Origin of the sequence: Glaciecola sp. KUL10, assembly GCF_003203515.1 — a bacterium.
Classification (GTDB): Bacteria; Pseudomonadota; Gammaproteobacteria; order Enterobacterales; family Alteromonadaceae; genus Glaciecola.
The window spans coordinates 24,647-45,971 of sequence record NZ_BGNG01000008.1 but is presented as its reverse complement, the minus strand read 5'-3'; the positions used below and the strand labels follow the sequence as shown (position 1 = coordinate 45,971).

At 41.8% G+C, this 21,325-nt stretch carries 13 protein-coding genes; 5 read left to right on the top strand and 8 right to left on the bottom strand.

The genetic code is table 11. From position 1 onward, the window contains the following. Positions 1-17: 17 nt before the first annotated feature. From KUL10_RS13535 to KUL10_RS13510, 6 genes are read right to left on the bottom strand one after another with little or no spacing between them, the layout of a single operon-like run. The gene (locus KUL10_RS13535) at positions 18-1,286 is read right to left on the bottom strand and encodes an ABC transporter permease (RefSeq protein ID WP_110429483.1); all 1,269 of its coding nucleotides are present in this window, start codon (positions 1,284-1,286) and stop codon (positions 18-20) included. A 7-nt stretch (positions 1,287-1,293) separates the two neighbouring features. After that, positions 1,294-2,496: an efflux RND transporter periplasmic adaptor subunit gene (locus tag KUL10_RS13530; protein ID WP_110429482.1), complete on the bottom strand. Its 1,203-nt coding sequence runs from the start codon at positions 2,494-2,496 to the stop codon at positions 1,294-1,296. Next, a complete protein-coding gene (locus tag KUL10_RS13525; RefSeq protein ID WP_110429481.1) occupies positions 2,493-3,527 on the bottom strand; it encodes an HlyD family secretion protein in 1,035 nt (344 codons plus the stop codon). The genes KUL10_RS13530 and KUL10_RS13525 overlap by 4 nt, the downstream gene beginning before the upstream one ends. Before the next feature lie 3 nt (positions 3,528-3,530). After that, positions 3,531-4,508 (bottom strand): HlyD family secretion protein, encoded by a 978-nt coding sequence (locus KUL10_RS13520; RefSeq protein WP_110429480.1) that lies wholly within the window; start codon positions 4,506-4,508, stop codon positions 3,531-3,533. Continuing rightward, positions 4,508-5,182 carry an ABC transporter ATP-binding protein gene (locus tag KUL10_RS13515; RefSeq protein ID WP_110429479.1) on the bottom strand — a complete coding sequence of 225 codons (675 nt, stop codon included), beginning with the start codon at positions 5,180-5,182 and terminating at the stop codon, positions 4,508-4,510. The genes KUL10_RS13520 and KUL10_RS13515 overlap by 1 nt, the downstream gene beginning before the upstream one ends. Further along, a complete protein-coding gene (locus tag KUL10_RS13510; RefSeq protein ID WP_110429478.1) occupies positions 5,175-6,173 on the bottom strand; it encodes a LacI family DNA-binding transcriptional regulator in 999 nt (332 codons plus the stop codon). The genes KUL10_RS13515 and KUL10_RS13510 overlap by 8 nt, the downstream gene beginning before the upstream one ends. Before the next feature lie 154 nt (positions 6,174-6,327). Here KUL10_RS13510 and KUL10_RS13505 point away from each other — a divergent pair, with 154 nt between their 5' ends. From KUL10_RS13505 to KUL10_RS13485, 5 genes are all read left to right on the top strand, one after another. After that, positions 6,328-7,719 carry an MFS transporter gene (locus KUL10_RS13505; protein WP_110429477.1) on the top strand — a complete coding sequence of 464 codons (1,392 nt, stop codon included), beginning with the start codon at positions 6,328-6,330 and terminating at the stop codon, positions 7,717-7,719. A 9-nt stretch (positions 7,720-7,728) separates the two neighbouring features. Then, positions 7,729-10,608: a gluconokinase, GntK/IdnK-type gene (locus tag KUL10_RS13500; RefSeq protein WP_110429476.1), complete on the top strand. Its 2,880-nt coding sequence runs from the start codon at positions 7,729-7,731 to the stop codon at positions 10,606-10,608. 13 nt (positions 10,609-10,621) lie between these two features. Then, positions 10,622-11,413 (top strand): sugar-binding protein, encoded by a 792-nt coding sequence (locus KUL10_RS13495; RefSeq protein ID WP_110429475.1) that lies wholly within the window; start codon positions 10,622-10,624, stop codon positions 11,411-11,413. 558 nt (positions 11,414-11,971) lie between these two features. Beyond that, the gene (locus KUL10_RS13490; RefSeq protein ID WP_110429474.1) at positions 11,972-15,046 is read left to right on the top strand and encodes a TonB-dependent receptor; all 3,075 of its coding nucleotides are present in this window, start codon (positions 11,972-11,974) and stop codon (positions 15,044-15,046) included. Between the two features lie 74 nt (positions 15,047-15,120). Continuing rightward, positions 15,121-19,488 (top strand): alpha-1,6-glucosidase domain-containing protein, encoded by a 4,368-nt coding sequence (locus KUL10_RS13485; RefSeq protein ID WP_110429604.1) that lies wholly within the window; start codon positions 15,121-15,123, stop codon positions 19,486-19,488. Positions 19,489-20,008: 520 nt separating this feature from the next. On the opposite strand, the gene KUL10_RS13480 is transcribed toward KUL10_RS13485, so the two are convergent. Together KUL10_RS13480 and trxC are read right to left on the bottom strand one after the other, a co-directional pair. Next, positions 20,009-20,671, bottom strand: a complete 663-nt coding sequence (locus KUL10_RS13480) for a hypothetical protein (RefSeq protein ID WP_110429473.1) — start codon at positions 20,669-20,671, stop codon at positions 20,009-20,011. 180 nt (positions 20,672-20,851) lie between these two features. Further along, complete coding sequence (trxC, locus tag KUL10_RS13475; RefSeq protein WP_110429472.1) at positions 20,852-21,280, bottom strand: thioredoxin TrxC; 429 nt, start codon at positions 21,278-21,280, stop codon at positions 20,852-20,854. Between the last annotated feature and the right edge of the window lie 45 nt (positions 21,281-21,325).

Here is a 21,325-nt window from a genome sequence, read left to right as displayed (position 1 = left end):
TGCTACTCAATATTGCGTCAATCGCTGTGCAAAGCTTCTATTGGATTAAGCTTTGAAGCTTTAATGGCTGGGAACACACCAAAACCAACACCAACAATAATACAAATTGATAGCGACAAAAAAATCGCTGGAATCGACCAGCTAACAGCCCAGCCACTGTAAAAGCCTATGATTTCTGAAAGCATCAAACCAAAAAACACACCCAACAAGCCCCCCAGTATCGATATGGTAAAGCTCTCAGCCAAAAATTGTAATTTGATGTCTTTTTGAGTCGCGCCAATAGCTCTCAATAATCCAATTTCTGTGGTTCGCTCCATTACATTGGCAAGCATGATGTTCATAATACCAATACCGCCAACTAGTAAAGAAATACCTGCGACGCAAGCCATGACAATATTAAAAATTTGTTGAGTTTGTTTTTGTTGAGCTAATAGTGCCGCAGGAATAATTAGTTCATAGTCTTTCACACCACCGTGACGAAGGTGCATTAACTCTTCTACAGCTTTAGCTGCTATCAACGGATCTGAGGATTCATCGATCGCAAGTTTAATACTGTCTAATTCGCTCGATAAAGCGAAGCTGTAAAACTTTTGAACTGCGGTTTGTAATGGGAGAAATATTCGATATCGGTCGCCCCCTATCTGAACACCTTGAAACTCGTTTTTATCTCCAGCTGGCGCATTTAAAACACCGACAACTTTGGCCCAGACATGGTTGATTTTAACATGTTTATTTAAGATTAAACTAGGGTCTGTTATTTCGGGAAACAATTCATTGATGGCATCAGCACCGACTACCGCGACCTGAGCCATTCTTTTATTATCAGATTCATCCAAAAACCTGCCTGCTGCCAATTGCAGGTTTGCATGCTGAAAATAACTCGACGTCACGCCAATTGCTTGCGCATTACTTTTGGCGAAATCACTATAAACATCGTGCGTGTCGATATTCTTGCTTGCGCTAAATTCTTTTACAAAAGGAAGGGTAGCTAGGGCGGCATTAACGTCGCCCATATTCAGGCCCAGACTCTCTGCTCTTATTTCTCGTAATTCTTCACCATTGTACTGTTTGGCGTTAATAATAATGTTGTTAACCCCCATCGAATCGATCATCTTTAGCGCTTCTTTTTCAGCGCCTTCGCCAATATTGAGCATAGCAATTACGGCGCCAACACCAAATATCATGCCCAACAATGTCAAAAATGTGCGCAGCTTTTGGGCTGCTAATTCGTCGATAGCATCTTTAACGAGTAACCAGTATTTGTGGAATGTGTTTTTTTTATTCATTATTGGCTTAGTTATTATCGGGTATTTGTGTTGGCACACTGAGTGCGATTGTATCGCCCCTAGATAAGCCTTGTGTTATCTCGACTAAAAATTGATTTTTGATACCTGTGGAGACTGTACTCTTGAAAAAAACATCGCCACTTTGGAGGTAAACATAGCTTTGACCATTTTCATGATGAATTGACTGCAGTGGAATCACTAACCTTTCTGAAGCTGTTTTTACTTGAATATCGGCAATTAATTTGCGCCCAGGTTGCATTATTTCGCTGTCTTGTTGGTTGAGTTCGACGGTGATTTCGTAATAAGTCACAGGATTTCCACGTTCAATTGAACGCGGAAACGCAGAAACATTTGTAATATAGCCATCAAATTTTTTATCGGGAAATGCGTCAAGTCGTATATTAACAGGTAGATCATTTGTGAGATCAATTGCATCATTTGCAAGCACAAATACCTTGGCTTGTAAGTCATCTAGGTTAGGAATCTTTGCGATGGGACGACCAGGGAACACAGTTTGACCAACGCTGGGCTTTTCTCCTCGTCGATCTTTTTCATACACTAATAACCCGGAGTAAGGCGCAACAACTTCAAGCTGGGATAGCGCTGATTGAAAGCGCTCAAACTTTGTCTTATGGCTGTTTTTTTGAATATCTAACACCGCTATTTCACTTTCGTGTTGCTGAGTTAAACTGCCGCCTTTCCAGTCCAAGAATTCATCTTTTGCTTCTAAAAAGTCTCTATTTTGAAGCGTGTCTATAATCTCAAGCTGTGAATAAATGCGCAGATCATCAATTGCAAAACGGTCAACAAATGCAAACTCCTCCTGCACAAACACTTGATCTGAGACGACATCATTTTGCTGCTGTACCTGAACAGCTTCACTCCTGACGATATCGGCTTGAAGTTTTAGCATCTCCAATTCTTCGTTTCGACTGTCTCGAATAATCTGTTGGGCATCAAAACGAGCGATGACATCACCTTTTTGCACAATTGTGTTTTCAGGAGCAAGCCATGCAATTGCCATTGCTTGCGTACCAGGTGTTAAAATTCTTTGTGCATTAGCAGCCTCAATTTCCCCAAAGCCAGATACTCTTATTTCAAATTCAGTATCCTGAATCGAATAGGTCGGTATAGTTTCGATCTTATCTTCGCAAGCTGTAAGCAGGACTAAACACACCAATAAAAATAAGCTATAGCTTATGGTTTTCATTTGCCAACCTCATTTGTCAATGAGCGGTTATTAGTGTTTTCACTAGTGTCACTTAAAGAGATTGAGGCTTTCATTCCAGGACGCATAATATCTGTATCAAGTTTGTTAAGGCTGATATATGCATCAAAAACCACTTTTGGATTGCGCTGAGATTTTTGACGAAATGTTTTTCCTAGGTCTTCGATGACCCCTTGAAAAGAGCGTTCTGGAAATGCATCAAGGGTGACCTTAACGGGTTGACCAATAGACACTTTAGATATGTAGGACTCATCAAACTCTGCCTGCACAGCAATTTCGTTTAAAGAAGGGATTTTAAGCAGGCTTCTTCCCATATATACGGTATCTCCGACTGCCGGTTTATCATCGTTTCCGTCTGGTATATACAAAACGATTCCTGCTTTTGGCGATATTAGTGCAAGCTTTGCAAGGCTGTCATTGATTTCGTTGACGCGACTTTGCCTATTTTGAATCTTCGCATTTTGCACTTTTCTTCTTGCTTCGACTGACACTGAATGCTGTTTTAAACGCTGCTTTGCTTGGTTGTGTACTTCAGTCGCAATTTTAAATTCAGCAAGCTGTTTTTGCTTTTCTATCTGTGAACGCGAAACATCAGTAATCTCAACTTTTCGACGTGCTATTTCTTCATCTTTTTTCGCTTCTGCAAGCGCTAACTCAAGGTCTTGTTGCTTTGCCTCGTCTATCAACGTTTGTTTTTCGGCCTCTTTTTTCGCCGCAGCTAGTTGGCTACTGCGCGTAATCAACTCATCTTTCAACCTTTGACCGTCAAACCGCGCAAGCACATTTCCTTTTTTGACTATCGAATTCTCGCGAGCAAGGTATTCAATTTTGTATTGCCACATTTGCCTGATATTTGGGGGGCCGATCGTGGCTTCATCAAGAGATATAAGCTCGGCGGGCGCACTAATAATAAATTCTTGTTTACTGGCTTTGATCTCTGTGGGGGCTTTTGAACAAGATACTAGCGTTAATATAGATAACGCGCAGAAACATTTGATGTATGCTGTTTTCATTATTCAACCTTGTTTAATTTCCACTCTGACACTCATGCCTGGCATTAAATTAAATGGAATGTCACTATCGAAGGTAATCACCATAGGAAAATAGCTCGATTTACTCCATTGAGGATATTTTTCTGCTTGTGTGGATATTTTTTTAATGCTGCCTGATAACGCAGTCGAAGGGTAGGCATCAAAAAATAAAGATACGCTAGCATTTGAGTCCAAACCTACCGCGTCAACTTCGTGCACCCAAGTTTCTATTTGAAAGTTTTCAATGGCTTGCACATCAAGTATCTTCCAACTTGCATTGACATTTGCGCCAGCTGCGATTTTAGTCCCGTACCAAGGGTGTATAGCGTAATTTACCGGGCCAGTATGCTCAGCTCTGATATTCATCCGATTTAAGAGCTCTTTCAAATACGTTATTTGTTCCTTTGTTTTTAAAATATCCAAGGTTTTCTTTTTAATATTTGATGTACTCTCTTTTTTAGTCCGCGAGAGCGCATCTTCAGCTTTTACTTGTTCGAGCAGGGCTCGTTGTAAAGCGAGTTCAAATTGACCTTTCTCAAATTTACTGACTTCGGTTGGCGGTACTGATGCCTCAATTCTTGCTTTATCGACATTCATTTGAGCTATTCTTAATCGCCCTTCAGCGTCAATAAGTTGTTGCTCTTGCTCTAGTTTCATTTGCGCTAGTTCAAGTTCAAGGCGTTCAATTGTTTCTTCATTTTGGGATAGTTGAGTCTGTTCGAGTGCGCCATCGAACACAGCGACCAGCTCACCTTTTTTAACAATTTCACCTTCTTTCGCAAGCCACTGTATTGTGCTCTGCCATCGGCTGGTTTTGGGGGCATTGACGACCTGTTTAGCCGCACTGCTGACGACGCCAGTGAGTAATATTTCTTCTGAACCCACTTTGCATGATAGTGACATTAAACTGGCGAAGAAAAAATAAAAAGAAAAACGACCTGAACTTGCAAACACTTGGGACATTAGTTTTTCCTTTCTTCAATGATTTCGCCGTCTCGCATAACGATAACACGTTGAGCATATTCTGCGATTTCGTCTTCATGTGTCACCATAACGATAGTCTGCCCCGCCTTATGAAGTTCTGTCAGTAAATTCATAATATCCACAGATGTTTTAGAATCAAGGTTCCCAGTAGGTTCATCTGCTAATATCACGCTGGGACGATTGATGAGTGCCCTAGCAATAGCGACTCGCTGCCGTTGCCCGCCAGACATTTCGAAAGGTTTGTGATGTTTTCGATGGCTCAAGCCTACGCGCTCAATAAGGGTTTCAGACCTTGTTGTCGCTTCGCTTTCATCAACATCACTATATCGCAATGGCAATTTGATGTTTTCGCAGACATCTAGCTTTGGTAATAAGTGAAATGTTTGAAAAATGAAGCCTATGTGTTTATTGCGAATATCCGATAAATACTCGTCTTTCATACTGGCTACGTCTTCGTTATTCAAAAAGTAGCTACCACTATTTGGTGTATCTAGACAGCCCAATACGTTCATTAAGGTTGACTTGCCAGAACCTGAACTTCCCATAATTGCGACAAACTCGTTTTCTCTTATTTCTAGAGAAACCTTGTTAAGAGCGATAACCGTCTCGTCACCGTTTGAAAAACTACGGGTAATATCAGTCAGTTTAATCATGGCGATAAACAGAATTACGAATGACCATTTCTGGTTCAAACCTATTGTGAATGACATTTTTTTGGTCGTATGCAAGATTCAAAATCAACTTTGCTGCCATCTTACCCATTTTTCCAATCGGGTTTTCTACGGTAGTTAATTCGGGATGAAGGTACTTTGTAAAAGAGGTATTATCGTACCCGATGATGGATAACTCCTTTGGAATATCAATTTCTAATTCTCTTGCTCGCTTCATTGCGCCAGATGCCATTTCATCATTGGCGCAAATCAAGATACTGGGGCGATAGCCTTTTTCGATAAAGGCACTGATTGCGTCGCTTCCGCTTTTTTCGCTGTAATCACCCGTTTCGATATGTGAGTCTTCAAGTTCTATACCTAAATCCTTACATGCGGCTTTTACGCCTTGTAATCGTTCAAGCGAGTCTTTTTTATCGTGCGGGCCTGACACATAAGCAAGCTGAGTGTGTCCTTGAGCAACAGCGTATTGAGCTGCGATGTAGCCGCCTTTGAAGTTGTCTAGCGTGACGCATCTATCTTCAATCATCGGGATTTTTCTATTCACGATAACGACTGAAGTTTTACCTTTTGTTAAGCTGTGCATGTATTCGTCACTCGCTTGTTCGCAATGCACGATCAAGCCATCGCAATTTCTACTTTGCAAAAATTCAATGCTTTCTTTTTCCATCGATTCAAGATTGTGTCCAGCAGCAAACAATACCTGCTTACCTGCTTTTCGCATTTCATCTTCTATGCCCACCATCATTTCACCAAAGAAGGGGCTGTCTAATTGTGAAACAAGTACCCCAATACTGTTGCTGCGGTTAGATGCTAAGCTTTGAGCGATAGTATTTGGGCGATAACCCAATTGCTCCATTGCGATTTTTACTTTTTCTTTTGTTTTTTCACTGACAGCAGCATTTTTATTAATGACACGAGAAACTGTAGCAAGCGAAACACCTGCCAATTTTGATACTTCGTAGATTGTGCTCATAAGATTTCTAGATTCCTTTACTGCTTATTAATATAAACAATAGTGGCATTTTTGTCTTCTTGTAATTTTTTTGAAATTAACTTTGCATTTACATTTGAAAGCGCTTACATTTATATCCTAGTCGGTTTAATAAAAAAATAAAAGGAAGGTTTGCATGCAAGACGCAAATAAGCATCAGTTAACAATGACTGAAAAAGTAGGGTATGCCTGTGGTGATGTTGCTTCAAACTTTTACTGGCGTGTTTTCGATGTGTTTCTTTTTATCTTTTATACTGACGTGTTTGGCCTACATCCCGCTGTTGTTGGAACCATGATGTTGGTAACACGCATTATTGATGCTGTGTCTGATCCCGTTTTTGGGGCTATCGCGGATCGAACTCAAACCAGAATGGGTAAATTCAGGCCTTATTTGTTGTGGGGGATACTTCCAATTGCTGCTGCTGGCGTACTCACATTTACAGTGCCTGATGTAGGTGATACTGGCAAAATTATCTGGGCTTATGCGACCTATATTTTCATGATGCTCGCTTATACCTTTATCAACGTGCCTTATGGCGCATTGATGGGAGTCATGACCGCTGATTCCAAGCAAAGAACGACCTTAACTAGCTTTAGGTTTATCGGTGCATTCAGTGGTGGCAGTTTAGTCGCTTACATCACTCCAGAACTCGTTGCATATCTGGGCGCTGGAAATGAGCAGCTTGGTTGGCAGTTGACCATGGGCGTCTACGGGATTGCGGCAGCCTTATTGTTTGCAACTACGTTTGCTACTTCAAAAGAACGTATTCTACCCCCACAGAAAAAAGCGACACCCGTGTTAACTGATATTAAAGATTTATTCAGTAATAAGCCTTGGTTAGTGCTTTTTGTGCTAGCAATGGTAATCATGGTAACTATTTCACTTCGAGCTAGCAGCGGGACGTTTTACTTTAAATACTATGTTGAGCGAGAAGATTTAATCGGCTCATTCACGTTTGTGTACATGATAAGTTTAGCAATTGGTGCAGCTTTGACACCTTTATTAGTTAAATTTATGGACAAGCGACAATTGCTTATTGTCCTCATGTCAATTGTGGCCGCATTGTCTGCAGTATTCTATTTCATTCCAAAAGATAGTATTACTCTGATGTTTGTTTTTCAGGGAATCATTGGCTTGTGCTTAGGGCCGAAATCACCACTTGTGTTTTCAATGTATGCCGATACTGCTGATTATTCTCAATGGAAGACAGGTCGACGAGCAACCGCAATGATATTCAGTGCTGCGGCATTTTCACAGAAACTAGGCGGGGCACTTGCTGGGGCAGGCATAGGCTGGACACTCGCATATATGGGGTATTCAGCCAATACCACGCAAACGGCCGATTCTCAGTTGGGTATTGTCCTACTGATGACACTTATTCCTGCCGTTTTTGCTGCATGCGCCGTATTTTGTATCAAACTTTATCCACTTAGTGCTCAGCAATTGGAAGAAATTCAAAAAGATATTTTACCAGATTCGACAATATCCGATTCGGATGAAGCAAGTCTATCTCCTAAAAAGGCGTAAGAAAATTCAATGAATATTATGAAACACCAAGTTTCAGCTAATAGCCCAATAACTAAACCCAATGCTTGTGGCTTTTTATGGAACGAAAAAATGATGATCAGTATGAATTGTCAGGGTTATGCCAATGCTCAATTTATGCAACCGGAACCTAGCAAATATGCTTTTTCGCCGAGTTTGGAGGCGAAGACGTTTATGCAACCAGAGCATCCTTATTTTGCTCATCATCCCGGACGGTTTTTTTATATAAAAAACGAAAAAACAAACGCATTGTTTTCTTTACCTTTTGCACCTTGCAAAATTTTACCTGAGTCCTTTTCATTTATTGTTGAAAGTGACTTAATCACATGGAAAGTGAAAAACGCCGGAATTGAAATTGAGCTTTGTTTGAGTTTGGCAGACGACCGCGCACTTGAAAAATGGTCTGTAAAGATTAAAAAGTCTCAAGCTTCAGCAGATGATAATTGGTCTATTTATGCTTACTTCCCATTGGGGTATATGTCTTGGATGAATCAAAGTGCAGATTTTGACCTTAAACAGCAAGCGGTTGTTGGCACTTACGTGACTCCGTATCAAAAGCTGGACGAATACCCAAGCTTGAAAAACACGGCTCAAAAAACATTTCTTTGCGCAGACCGAAGTTGTACATCATGGTGTGCTAGCCAAAATGCTTTTGAGGGACTCGGTGGTTTGCGTCAACCCGACGCTGTGCTTTCAGAACAACTGCCTTTCGCCTCAGCAATTTATGAAACACCCTGTGCGAGTCTGCAGCACCGCATTTGTTTGAGGCATGATGCACAAGAACAAATACAATACCTGTTTGGACCTATCTATCAAAATCAAGATATAGCGCTGATTAAACAACAGTACTTTACGACAGAAAACAATGATGCAGCTAAGCAAACTCTCGCCATTGAAAAGGGCTTCGGTAGTATTAGGTTAACGTCACCTGATCAGGCGTTCGATGACTTTGTAAATCATTGGCTACCAAGGCAAGTACAGTATCATTATGAAGTCAATCGATTGACAACTGATCCACAAACTCGAAATTATATTCAGGACAATATCGGCGCATGCTTTATTCAACCGAGTATGGCTAAGAAATGCCTGTTAACATCGCTTTCACAGCAACATTTTAGTGGTGAAATGCCAGATGGAATCTTGCTGCATCCAGATGCTGAACTTAAATATATCAACCAAATTCCCCATAGTGACCATTGTGTGTGGTTACCACTATTACTCCAAGTTTATCTAAATCAAACTAATGACACTGATTTATTAAGTGAAATGGTTGGTTTTCAAGATAGTGATGAACAAGCTTCCGTGTTCGAACATATTGAAAAGGCTTTATTGTATTTGCTTAAAAGGCGAGATTACCGAGGCTTATGCTTTATTGATCAGGGCGATTGGTGTGATCCAATGAACATGGTGGGTGCAAAAGGGAAAGGCGTTTCTGCTTGGCTAACTATGGCGAGTTCATACGCTATTCAAGTTTGGCAAACGATTCTAGTTGAGTATAGCAGTGTAAGCTCTGATATATCTTGGTCGACGCATATCACCGACTTGAATAAGGCTATCAATGAACACTGTTGGGATAAAGAATGGTTTGCAAGAGGTATCACTGATGACGGTGCATTATTTGGTGTATCGACAGAAGAAGAAGGCCGTATATATTTGAATCCTCAAAGTTGGTCTTTACTTTGTAAAGCAGCTGGTACTGAACAACAACAGTTACTCAAAAAGTCTGTGACTAAACACCTACAAACCCCATATGGAAATATGATGTTAGCACCTAGCTACACGCATATGCATGAACACATAGGCAGGCTGACTCAAAAACATATTGGATGTGCAGAAAACGGGTCTGTTTATAACCATGCCTTTGTATTTTGGATATTTTCTTTATTTGAATCTGGCAATGCGGAACAAGGTTTTTTATGTGTAGATGAGATGATAAAGGCCTGTCAAAGTGATGCTAGCGGTCAGTTACCTGTGTATGTTCCCAATTATTTTAGAGGCGCATTTTTTCAAGCACCTGAAGTTGCAGGTAAATCGAGCCATTTATTCAATACTGGCACAGCAGCTTGGTTGTATAGGATTGTGATCGAAAAGATTTGTGGCCTGCAAGGAAAGCAAAATAATCTCATTATAAACCCTAATTTACCGAGTGCATGGGGAAGCCTATACCTTGACTATAAGTTCAGAGACGCAACAATTTCGTTATCAATTGAAAAAACAGCGAATAACGAAAGTGAAATGCGCGTGAATGGTGTACTGCAAAATGATTTTGTGTTGCAAGATATAGAAATGGGAAAACATTACGAGGTATCACTTTCACTCCCTGTAGATAAGCCTAAAGTGTTGCCGGTACTCACTATTATTATGGGAGTGAGTGGCTCAGGTAAAACAAGCTTGGCTGAAAGCATTTCGCAATGCAATGACGCAATGTTCATCGAAGGTGATGATTTACATAGCGCTAAGTCAAAGCAAAAAATGGCGAACGGTATTCCTTTGGATGACACTGACCGTGAACCATGGATTGAGCGAATAGTGTTGTGTGTCAAGCAAAAGCTATTACATGGTTATGACGTTGTTTTATCGTTTTCTGGATTAAAACAAGTACATAGGCATTATCTGATTAGCGCGTTAAGTAAACACACATCTGTTATTCACCCATTGTTTCTAGATACAGACTTTAACACCATTGAAAAACGGATAGCGCAACGCAGTGGACATTTTTTTGACCCCTCACTATTGAAAAGCCAATTTGAAGCACTCGAAATGCCAAATGATGATGAGGCTACAATACTCTCGGCAAGCAGGTCAATTGACGAATTAACAAACGAAGCACTCAAATGTTTAAACTTTATAGCAGAACCGACGAGTGAATAAGGACGATAAAAAAATGCGTTTTAGACAAAAAAACCAAAGTAAATGCACAAAACAGTTAATCGTATGGGGTGGGGTATTGTCTTACCTGTTCAGCTACTCGGTTTATGCACAACTCCCTACAAAAGTCTTGGGTAGCGGGTCAAACATTACTATTGATGCACAAGCAAAAGAAGCCATTTGGGATAAAGTGGCGTGGCGTCAACTTGACCAAGTTTTGATTGGCGAAAACCTGTCGAATGACGATTTTTCAGGGCGCTATAAACTCACTTGGAATGCTGATGCACTTTATTTGTTAATAGAAGTTACTGACGATGTGTTAGCTGACACTCACCCAGATCCTACGGTTCAGTATTGGGATGACGACTGTGTGGAAGTATTTGTTGATCAAGATGCTTCAGGTGGAGACCATTTAAACGATTACAACGCATTTGCGTATCATGTTGGATTAGACCGTTTAGTGAGTGATATCGGGCCTTATGAAAAAGACGGTGCGGCATATGCTCAAACCTATAACAGCCATGTCAACAGCCAGTGGACCAGACTTGAGCATAAGAACAATACGGTTTTATGGGAACTCGAGATATTCACGTATGACGATACGTTCATGCCAGCAAATAAAGAATCTAAACCTTCTGCTCTGCGAGAGGGGCAAACGCTTGGCTTTATGTTGGCCTATTGTGACGCTGACTTGTCAGGAAGTAGGGAGCACTTTATTGGTTCTTACCCGATAGATGCAGTCAATGGCGATAAAAATCTGGGCTATAAAACAGCTGATGTGTTCGAAAAGATAATTTTGGTGAAGTGAGTTGAGGATGTTTATTGATAAATAGCTTTGGTTTTCACGGTAATGTTAGCTATACCCGACCAAAGGCTAAATAATCAATGCTTACTTTTGCACTTCTCGCTAGTTTCAAAACCGCAGGCAGGATTTATTTTTGTTTTTCAGGTTGACGAGTCTATCGGTGAGTAGTTCGCAAAACCCAGTGTGCTTAATCCTATTAACACTGCAGTGAGTGTTAATTTTGCAATACACTTCGTCTCTAAAATGCCTTTTCACGAAAATGTCTACATAGACTCCCCTTAACAATTCATCCCCCTTTCTTTGTATAAAGCTTAATCGATTAAGGCTTTTAAGGCTATGAATATATTAACTTTTAAAATTGCTAAATGATTGGTGGAAGCGCTTGCATCCCTCGATACTAGTGGTGTTGAGGTGAGTCATTCTTATGAATACGTATGCATAAAGTGTTAATGAAATTAGCAAAAATGTAACATTTGGCGAGATAAGAAAAATAGCACGTTAATGTTTTGTGACTAGAAATGTTTAATAAGTGCGATATTTTAGCAACCAAGGGACACACCTATGAAGAAATTTAAGCCTAGCTTGATTACCGCTGCAATTATTGCCAGCGGCATGATTCTCGGTAGTTCACCAGTTTATGCGCAAGAGCAAGATGATGAACTGTCGCGCCAAGAACAAGGCGAAGCCACTGTAGAACGAATTGAAGTGACAGGGTTTAGTACCAGCTTAATCAAATCGTTGAATCAAAAACGATTTAGCGATACCGTTTCTGAGCAAATATCTGCTGATGACCTTGGCGGTCTGCCAGATGTTTCGATGGCCGATGCATTAACGCGTTTACCCGGCATATCAGCGGTGCGCACCGGTGGTCAAGCAGCGGAAATAAATATTCGTGGTTTGTCAGGCGACTTTGTTTTTTCGACTTTAAATGGGCGTGAACAAGTTTCCACATCAGGAAGCCGTTCAATCGAGTTTGACCAATACCCATCGGAGCTGATTTCTTCTGCGGCGGTTTATAAGTCACCCAAAGCATCTCTGATCGAAGGTGGTGTCGCCGGTACGGTTGAGCTAAAAACGGCAAGCCCTCTTGCTAATAGCGAGCAGCACACATTTGGTGTAAATGTTCGCGGTATGTTTAATGATCGTGCAGACCAAGTTGACGGTGCGGATGAATATGGCCATAGACTGAGTTTTTCATATCAAGGTAAATATTTAGATGACACATTAGGTGTGGCACTTGGCTACGCTCGTTTGTTTCAGCCAGGGGTGGCAACGCAATTTGTTGGCTTAGCTTATAATGCAGAAGTGGACGTAGACGGTATCGCAGGTGATGAAGATAACTACGATCCTAATTCCAGTGTACCAAGAGACCAACAGTGTGTTGAGTGTGAATTGATAAGCGAAGGCTTTGAAATGCAACATTTGGGTGGTTCTGAAACGCGAAATGGTTATATGGCTGCACTTGAATGGGTACCGACTGATAACTTTACATTAAGAGCCGACGCGTTTATTTCAAAATTCGACTCCGAAGTGTTTGCGCGAGGCTTTCGTGTAAAACTAGGCGGTCCAACTGCATCAATTACCAATCCGGTTGTGGTTAATAACAGTGTCGTTGGCGGCACATTCAATCGCACTGACACTAGCTTCACACGCGTAGAATTAGTCAACGATAACAACAACGAAGTCGACGAAATCGAAAACTTTGGCGTTAATGCTGAGTGGTTAGTTACCGATGACCTTACGCTTTCATTTGATGTTTCTTTGTCTAAATCTAGTAGCGATTTCCGTAATGGACTGACGTGGTCCTTAGTGGGTGACGTTGATGAAAATGGCGTGCCTACATTCGACGAAAATGTATCGATTTCTTACTTATTAAACGGCCTAGATCTGCCAGATCTTGCATTTAATCAAAACGATGCATTTACCGATACTAGCCGCGTTTTCGTGAGTAAATACGGTATTTATCCTTTCCAGAATACTGATGAATTAGACGCTTACAGATTTGACGCACAGTACACCTTAGATAACGATTTTATTTCGTCGATTGAAGTGGGTTATCGTTATTCCGATAGAGAATACACTAACGATCGTTCGGTATTCGAGTACGGCAACGACGGGGCATTTTCAACCAGTGAGCCACCTTTGGCACTCAACAATAACTTAGTCAATGTTGTTAATTGGCAAGGTGAGTTTTCTTATTTCCCGAGTTATTTGTCAGTTGATTTAGATAGCACACTTGAAGCTTGGTTCCCTAACGGTGTACCTCAGCCAGTTCAAACGTGGGGACCGACGGCCGATGGCGTCATTAATGGCGCAGAAACAGGGCCAAGTACTGCTTGGTCAGTGCTTGAAAGCGGTGATGTGTTTGAAACAGTAAACGCAGCTTATTTCATGGCCAACATCGACATGGAGTTATTCGATATGCCGGTCACCGGTAATATTGGTGTACGTTATGTTGAATCGAAACAAGCATCGACGGCACTTGAGCGTGCAACGCGTCAATTAGTGATAGACACAGAAACCGGTGAAACAGAAGAAGTGAGTGACCCAACCTTGGGTGCGCAAAATATCACTGACGATGCAGGTTTAATCAATAACTTCTATCGTTCAACTATTATTACGCACGAATTTACTGATGTATTACCATCTTTAAACCTTAACTTCGCGCTCACTGATGACTCTTTAATAAGATTTGCAGCAGCCAAGGTAATGGGCAGAGCACCTATTAACCGTTTTGCTGCCAATACGTCAACGAACATCGCAGAAGTGACAGCGACTCAAGATCGCGATTCTGGCGTCATTACATTATCTGAGCAAACAGCTAGAATTTCGGGTAATTCACGAAACAGTCCAACGCTTGAACCTTTCTACGCTACCCAATATGACTTGTCTTACGAATATTATTTCTCAGAAACGGACGGTAACTTTGTAGCCGCGTTGTTCTATAAAGACATCGAATCGTTTATTGAAAACGTTGGTATTGAGCCATTTGACTTTGCTGCAAATGGTTTTTCAGTGCCTGATTCTCTGTCAGTACCTGTTTTCTTAGAAGCAGAATTTGCAGGGCAAGAGCCAGAACGAGCGCGTGATGCGCAAGGCGAACCCATTTTTGTAACGGTTCCAACTGAAAATGGTCGCTATGAGACTGCGGTGAATAATGCTAACGGCGGTTATATCCGAGGATTAGAGCTCAGCTACACGCAAATTTATAGCTTCTTACCTGATTTATGGTCTGGTTTAGGTGTGAGTGCGAGTTACTCATTTACTGAAAGTGAAATTCAAAGAACGACAGGCAATGGCGTATTTGCCAGTAGCCTGCCTGGGCTTTCTGAATCTGTTGCGACTGCAACGGTATTTTGGGAGTACGAGGGCTTTGAAACTCGCTTAAGCACGCGCTACAGAGATGCATTTGTGTCTGAGCAAGTCGCCATCAACGATCAAGTTGTTAATTTCGATTCTGAGATCGTTATCGACTATCAAGCGTCTTACCAAGTTAATGATAACACTAGTGTGTTGTTTCAAATCAACAACTTAACTGACGAACCAACGAGAAGTTTCTTTAGCTCAGAAGAGCAAACAGGCACCATTCAGTTCTTTGGAACGCAGTACTTCTTAGGGGTCACATACAAATTATGAAAATAACAAAAAATAAAATGCCCCGTGAACAACGTGCATTATCGCAAACCATAGCAACATCGGAGTATTTGCCCATGTTTAATCTACGAAAAGTCTTTGGTATTTTTGCCATTGTGCTATCTGCCTTGGTGTTATCTGCCTGTGGCGGTGGCTCGGATATCGAGTCTGGCACAAATCAACTTTTAACCTGTGATGTACCCAATGTGCCGGATTCAACAGGTACTTCTTGTGTACCACCGCCACCGATTGTGTGCCCGCCACCAACTGTGCCTAATGAAACCAACGATGCGTGTGTGGTGGGGGCTGATCCTACGCTTCCGCCTCCTGTTTTCTTTCCAGCGGAAGACCAAGCGGTACTATATTACAACCGTTTAACTGCAGGCGCGGATAACTCATCAAACGATGCTTCTTATGAAGGTTGGAGACTTCACACATGGAGCAATGATGAGTGTGATGCATATGCAGACTCAGATACAGAGTGGGCGAATGGACGTGTTCATACCGGTATCGATCCAAACTATGGTGCTTACTGGGTGCTAGATTTAAAACCCGGTTATGCTGACACTACAGGCGCTTGCCATAACTTCATCGTGCACATCGGTACTGATGACGCAGGTAAAGACTTAGGCGGTATCGATCAAAAGGGAAGCCTGACACAAGATGATCCTACGTTCACACGTATGAACTTCACCCTGACTGGCGAAACCACCATTTTTGAATTCCCGATTATTTCGCTTGGCCCTCAACCAGTTAAAATCGAAGGCATGGCGGCACACTGGCTAGATACCAACACCATTATGTGGAACCCAGTCAGTGACACTGTTGAAAGCGTCAAACTTCATTACTCTGCTAATGCTGATCTTGAGGCATCCTTAGAAAGCGGACTTAACGGCACTTCAGTAGACTTGGAGTCTGTTGTATTGACGGACGAGCAAGCTGCCATCGCGCCACACCTTGCTTCAATGCAAGCTTTCGCCGGTGAGTGGGAAGCCGCTGACGCAAAAGCAGTGATGAAAGGAATGGCCGTTTTGGGCGGTTACAACTCAGAAGGTACCTTAGTAGAGGCGACAGGTATTCAATTAGCGAATGGTCTAGACCAGCTTTATACAGCAGGCGAAAACGACGCTAATGAAGCTGCTTTAGGTGCTGTCTATGCTGACGGACAAATCAATTTATCGGTTTGGGCGCCAACTGCACAATCAGTAAATTTATTGCGCTACTCTGAAGCCAAAACGCTTTCTTCAAGTATTCCAATGACTGAAGATTCTGCAACAGGGATTTGGTCCTACTCTGCGTCAGAAGCAGAGCTAGACCGCACCTTATATCGTTATGAAGTAACGGTTTATCATCCAGTGAGCGGCAATATTGAAGTGTTAGAAGTGACTGACCCTTACTCTGTATCTTTATCTACCAATGGTCGTTTTTCACGCTTTGTTGATTTAACAGATGAAGACTTGAAGCCAGAGGGTTGGGATACGCATGAGATTCCTACTATCGAATACTTCGAAGATGCGGTGATTTACGAAGGTCATATTCGTGACTTTAGTATTCGTGACGAATCCGTATCTGCGGCTAATCGCGGTAAGTACTTAGCGTTTACAGAAGAAGGCAGTGTTCCAGTAGAGTATTTGCGTTCACTTGTTGAAGCGGGCGTGACTCACTTCCATATGCTGCCTGCAAATGATATCGCCACGATTGATGAAGACGTGTCAAAAACAGTTGATTTTGATAGCACGGTTGGTGAGCTTTGCTTACTGAATCGCAACGCATCGGTGTGTGAGTCAGAAGAAGAAAACATGACGCTAGGTGATTTGTTCGCAAGCTATAACGCTGTTCAAGAACCTACTAAAGCACAAGCGCTTGCTCAAGATATGCGCGGTGTTGACCAGTTTAACTGGGGTTATGATCCGCATCACTTTAATGCACCAGAAGGCAGCTACTCGTCTGATCCAGAAGGAGTTGCGCGTATTAAAGAAATGCGTGCGATGAACCAAGCACTTCACGAATTAGGCTTACGTGTTGCATTAGATGTTGTCTACAACCACACAAACGCATCGGGCTTGTTCTTTAAGTCTGTATTAGACAAAGTTGTACCAGGTTATTACCATCGATACGAAGTGGATTCAGGCGCAATTGTGCGTGAAACTTGCTGTGATGATACTGAACCACGCAACGTGATGTTTGAGAAGTTCATGGAAGACTCATTGGTGATGTGGACGCAAGAGTATAAGTTCGATTCGTTCCGTTTCGACATTATGTCTCAGGCGACCAAAGACACGATGGTTAAACTTGAAGAAGTTATCCAAGCGATTGACCCAGATAATTACTTCTATGGGGAAGGTTGGATTAAACAAGATCGTGGTTATGAGCAAGCGACCCAAGCGAACATGGCGGGTACTGAAATTGGTACATTTAATGACCGTATCCGCGAAGCTGTGCGTCAAGGTCAAATCTTTAAGCGTGAAGCTGACAACGGTCTGTTTGATGCACAAGATCGCGTGAAGATGAGCATGGCGGGTACCTTGAGCAACTACGTTTTAGAAACCTTTACAGGCACCGCAGTTGAAACAAGCGCACTAGGTGGTTATGCACAAGATCCTGCTGACATTATTAACTATGTGTCTAAGCATGATAATGAATCACTATGGGACCAATTTAACTACGTACTGCCTAGCGATTTAACGCTTGAAGAACGCGTAAGAGCCCAAAACATTGGTATGAACTTAACTGTAATGTCGCAAGGTATTCCGTTCTTACAAATGGGCGGTGAGTTACTGCGCTCTAAATCGATGGACCGCAACAGCTTTGATGCGGGTGATTGGTTCAACTTTGTAGACTTCACTAAAAATACCAACAACTGGAACGTCGGCTTGCCGTTGGCATCTGACAACCAAAATCGTTGGGACGAGCTAGCTACCTTCATTTATGCTCCAGAGCGTGCAGCAAGCATGACTGAAATTGAGTTTGCGGGTGAAGTGTTTAAAGAGTTTGTTTCAATCAGACAAGGTAGCCGTTTATTCAAACTAACAACTGCTCAAGACATCATTGATAGAGTGGGTTTCCACAACATTGGTGACCGTCAACAAGCCGGTTTAATTATGATGAGCATTGACGATGGCATTAACGCAGATCTTGAAACGCAACTTGCTGACCTTGATCCAATGTACGATGCGGTTGCCATTGTGGTGAACTCTGGTTACGAAGAAAAGTCGATTGAAGTGCGCACAGCTGCTGGTTTCGAACTTCATATGACCCAGCAAATGTCTGTTGACCCAACTGTTCGCGGGGCAAGCTTTACTGAAGCGGGCGAAGACCAAGAAGGCGGCACGTTTACAGTGCCTGCGTTAACCATGGCTGTGTTTGTTAAGCCTCAAGGTAGCGAGCGTGCTTATGGGCTGTCTGCATATGCAACAGCGGGTGCACCTGATGTGGTTCCTTATGGTGACGAAACAGTCTTCTTACGTGGTTCAATGAACGACTGGGGTGAGTCTACACCGTTTGAATATAAAGGTGATGGCATCTATGAGACGACTTATACCTTAACGGCTGATGTTAACTACGCATTCAAAGTAGCCTCATCTGATTGGAGTGCTGTGAACTTAGGTAATGATGCTGACCCAATCGTCATCGAAAACGAAGCGAAAACGCTAGTTCCGGGTGCGGGTGATAACTTAATGTTTATGCCTGCAGTTGATGCAACATTTGTGTTTACACTTGATGCACGTGATACGTCAGCACCAGTATTGACCGTGGTTAACGAAGAACCATTTGTTGGTACACCTGTATTCTTGCGAGGCGGTATGACAGATTGGGGCACAAGCCAAGAGTTTGAGTACCAAGGTGGCAGAATCTACACAACGACATTAGAAGTCGCTGCTTCAGCAGACCCATACTTCTTCAAGGTTGCGTCAGATGATTGGGCGACAGTAAACATGGGGGCAATCAGTGCTGATCCACTTGATGTGCAAGTCTCACTAGGCCAAAACCAAGCATTACTTCAAGGCTCTAATGACAACTTGAGTATTCAAATCGATGAAACAGCGGGCTATGCGTTTATCTTTGATGTGACGACCTTATCTGAGCCTAAGATACGTGTGTTTGCTGAAGAGTTCTTCGGCAACAATACGGTCTACATCCGCGGCGGTATGAACGGTTGGGGTGAAGTTGATGCGCTTTCTTACGCAGGTGAGGGTAGCTATTCAATTGATATTGAATTAGATGGCTCAGAGGTGCAGTTTAAAGTTGCAACAGGTGACTGGAGTACAGTTAACTTGGGTGCAGAGAATGCCGATAGCGCGATTGTTGACCTGGGTGTCTCTAAGCCACTGTTCTCGACTAATGACAACTTAATACTACCAGCGGGTGAAGCCGGGCTGTATGAGTTTAAAGTGACAGGTCCGGATGCTAGTGCGCCGACTGTGACGGTTATTAAGAAAGATTAGACTTTACAAGAATTGTTTAGTTAGGATTTTCTATAAGTAATTAATGTTCAAAAAGTATTTATAGAAGTGATAATAAAATCCCGCGATTAAAGTCGTGGGATTTTTTTTATCAAATTACTCTACAAAAAGATTTATTAAAGCGTTGGCTTACGTAAACCAGCTAACAAAATATTTTGTTTTTGCGGGGCTATTTATGCCGGGATTAAGTTTTATAGAGCGGTGTTGCTTATTTGAGCGAATGAAATGAGTCGCACACATAGAGATATTAACGAGGGATAACGCGCTTAAAAGCAATGCTAATTAAATTGAAACTAATGGAAAAAATTATGATTAAGACTGTTGAATAGTTCACATTGGCAGCGTCTTATTAAGCTGGATTGGTTATTTTCTATTTAGGTATTTATAAGAGGAGTAAGGTAAACACTATACGCTATGTTGCAAAGGACAGTTGCAAAAATTCCGATTGATAAACGAAGAACTAACCGCGATGTTAGCCCTTATGTTTATGGCGATTTTGAATTTAAGAAAAACGATTTAGTTTTCTTCGAAAGCTTAACAGCAAAAATATTGAGAGAGAGTAAAACATCAAGAACTCAGGCTCGCTTACACTTTGCCGAACTGTGCTCAATTGAAAGTTACCAAAGTATTCGTTGTCATTTGTACCGAAAGTTTCACGTATTTCTACGCGATTAAACAAGACATTTGAATACACGCCAACAAAACTTACAACCGAATCAGAAAACAAAGGGTCAAACGAGAAGGAACCAATAAGAGTATTGCTATCGAAAATTGAAAAACTAAAAACCGAATCAATGCAAGAATTTACATTACAGCCATTCGGCAGTGAGCTTGATTGCGGATCTGTGACATCAAATCCAAAGGCATACGCACCACCGCTAATATTTACGTTGAAATTCTCAATATCTGAAATGCCAAGCTCATTCTGTAAAAGGTTAGTGAAATTTCCAAAAACAATGCTTGCTGAGGGACCATTAGTAAAGGCCAGTGAGCCAGCGACAGTTCCATTTCCACCGCCTGAAGGAGTCGTAACAAAAGTGACAACATTATCATTTTGAAAAGCCGTTGCGTCCGTATAGATTACAATTGCGTTGGCCATAGAACCGCCCGATAAAGATGCTACAAGCATCAATCCTTGAATACATTTAGTTATTGTTATTTTCATACAGCCATTTTCCTTCTACAGCGAGCCATTTTATTTTAAGCAGTAATCAAGCCATATAATATTAGTTAATTAAAACAATAAGTTATAAGGTTTTTTTAACTTCAAAATGAATTCTGTAAAAATAGTTGACACTATTAATGCCAACCATTACGTCATCACGCAGTCATTCTGTTATTTGTTTTAAAGCTGTCTAACACACTCCATAATCCAAGCTTTCATCTGAGACGCGTTTAAGCCACCACTGACTCTATTGACCTCTTGCCCCTTATTGAAAAACACTAAAGTAGGTAACGAACGGATCATGGCTTCCGCCGATATTTGTTGTGCATCTTGAGTGTCGACTTTAGCAAATATAATGCCTTGTGATTCAGCGGCAACAGAGGAGAATACGGGGGCCATATTGCGACAAGGCGCACACCAATCAGCCCAAAAGTCCACGATGATTGGTGATTCGGTTTTTTCAATGAATCTAAAAAAGTTGTGGTCATTTAAGGTGACGGGGTGATGTTGATAAAGTGAATTTGCACATTTACCACACTTTGCTTCATTGAGCGGACGGTCGTCTGGTACGCGATTGATTGCTTCGCAGTGTATACACACAATTTGCATGTCATTTTTCCTGATTTGATTTTTGATTGTGACCCACTAAACGGG

Bases quoted from the DNA above. Each gene is read 5' to 3' on its own strand.
- KUL10_RS13490 (WP_110429474.1), top strand. From the start codon at position 11,972: ATGAAGAAATTTAAGCCTAGCTTGATTACCGCTGCAATTATTGCCAGC.
- KUL10_RS13530 (WP_110429482.1), bottom strand. From the start codon at position 2,496: ATGAAAACCATAAGCTATAGCTTATTTTTATTGGTGTGTTTAGTCCTG.
- KUL10_RS13485 (WP_110429604.1), top strand. From the start codon at position 15,121: ATGTTTAATCTACGAAAAGTCTTTGGTATTTTTGCCATTGTGCTATCT.
- KUL10_RS13515 (WP_110429479.1), bottom strand. From the start codon at position 5,182: ATGATTAAACTGACTGATATTACCCGTAGTTTTTCAAACGGTGACGAG.
- KUL10_RS13525 (WP_110429481.1), bottom strand. From the start codon at position 3,527: ATGAAAACAGCATACATCAAATGTTTCTGCGCGTTATCTATATTAACG.
- KUL10_RS13510 (WP_110429478.1), bottom strand. From the start codon at position 6,173: ATGAGCACAATCTACGAAGTATCAAAATTGGCAGGTGTTTCGCTTGCT.
- KUL10_RS13520 (WP_110429480.1), bottom strand. From the start codon at position 4,508: ATGTCCCAAGTGTTTGCAAGTTCAGGTCGTTTTTCTTTTTATTTTTTC.
- trxC (WP_110429472.1), bottom strand. From the start codon at position 21,280: ATGCAAATTGTGTGTATACACTGCGAAGCAATCAATCGCGTACCAGAC.
- KUL10_RS13505 (WP_110429477.1), top strand. From the start codon at position 6,328: ATGCAAGACGCAAATAAGCATCAGTTAACAATGACTGAAAAAGTAGGG.
- KUL10_RS13495 (WP_110429475.1), top strand. From the start codon at position 10,622: ATGCGTTTTAGACAAAAAAACCAAAGTAAATGCACAAAACAGTTAATC.
- KUL10_RS13535 (WP_110429483.1), bottom strand. From the start codon at position 1,286: ATGAATAAAAAAAACACATTCCACAAATACTGGTTACTCGTTAAAGAT.
- KUL10_RS13500 (WP_110429476.1), top strand. From the start codon at position 7,729: ATGAATATTATGAAACACCAAGTTTCAGCTAATAGCCCAATAACTAAA.
- KUL10_RS13480 (WP_110429473.1), bottom strand. From the start codon at position 20,671: ATGAAAATAACAATAACTAAATGTATTCAAGGATTGATGCTTGTAGCA.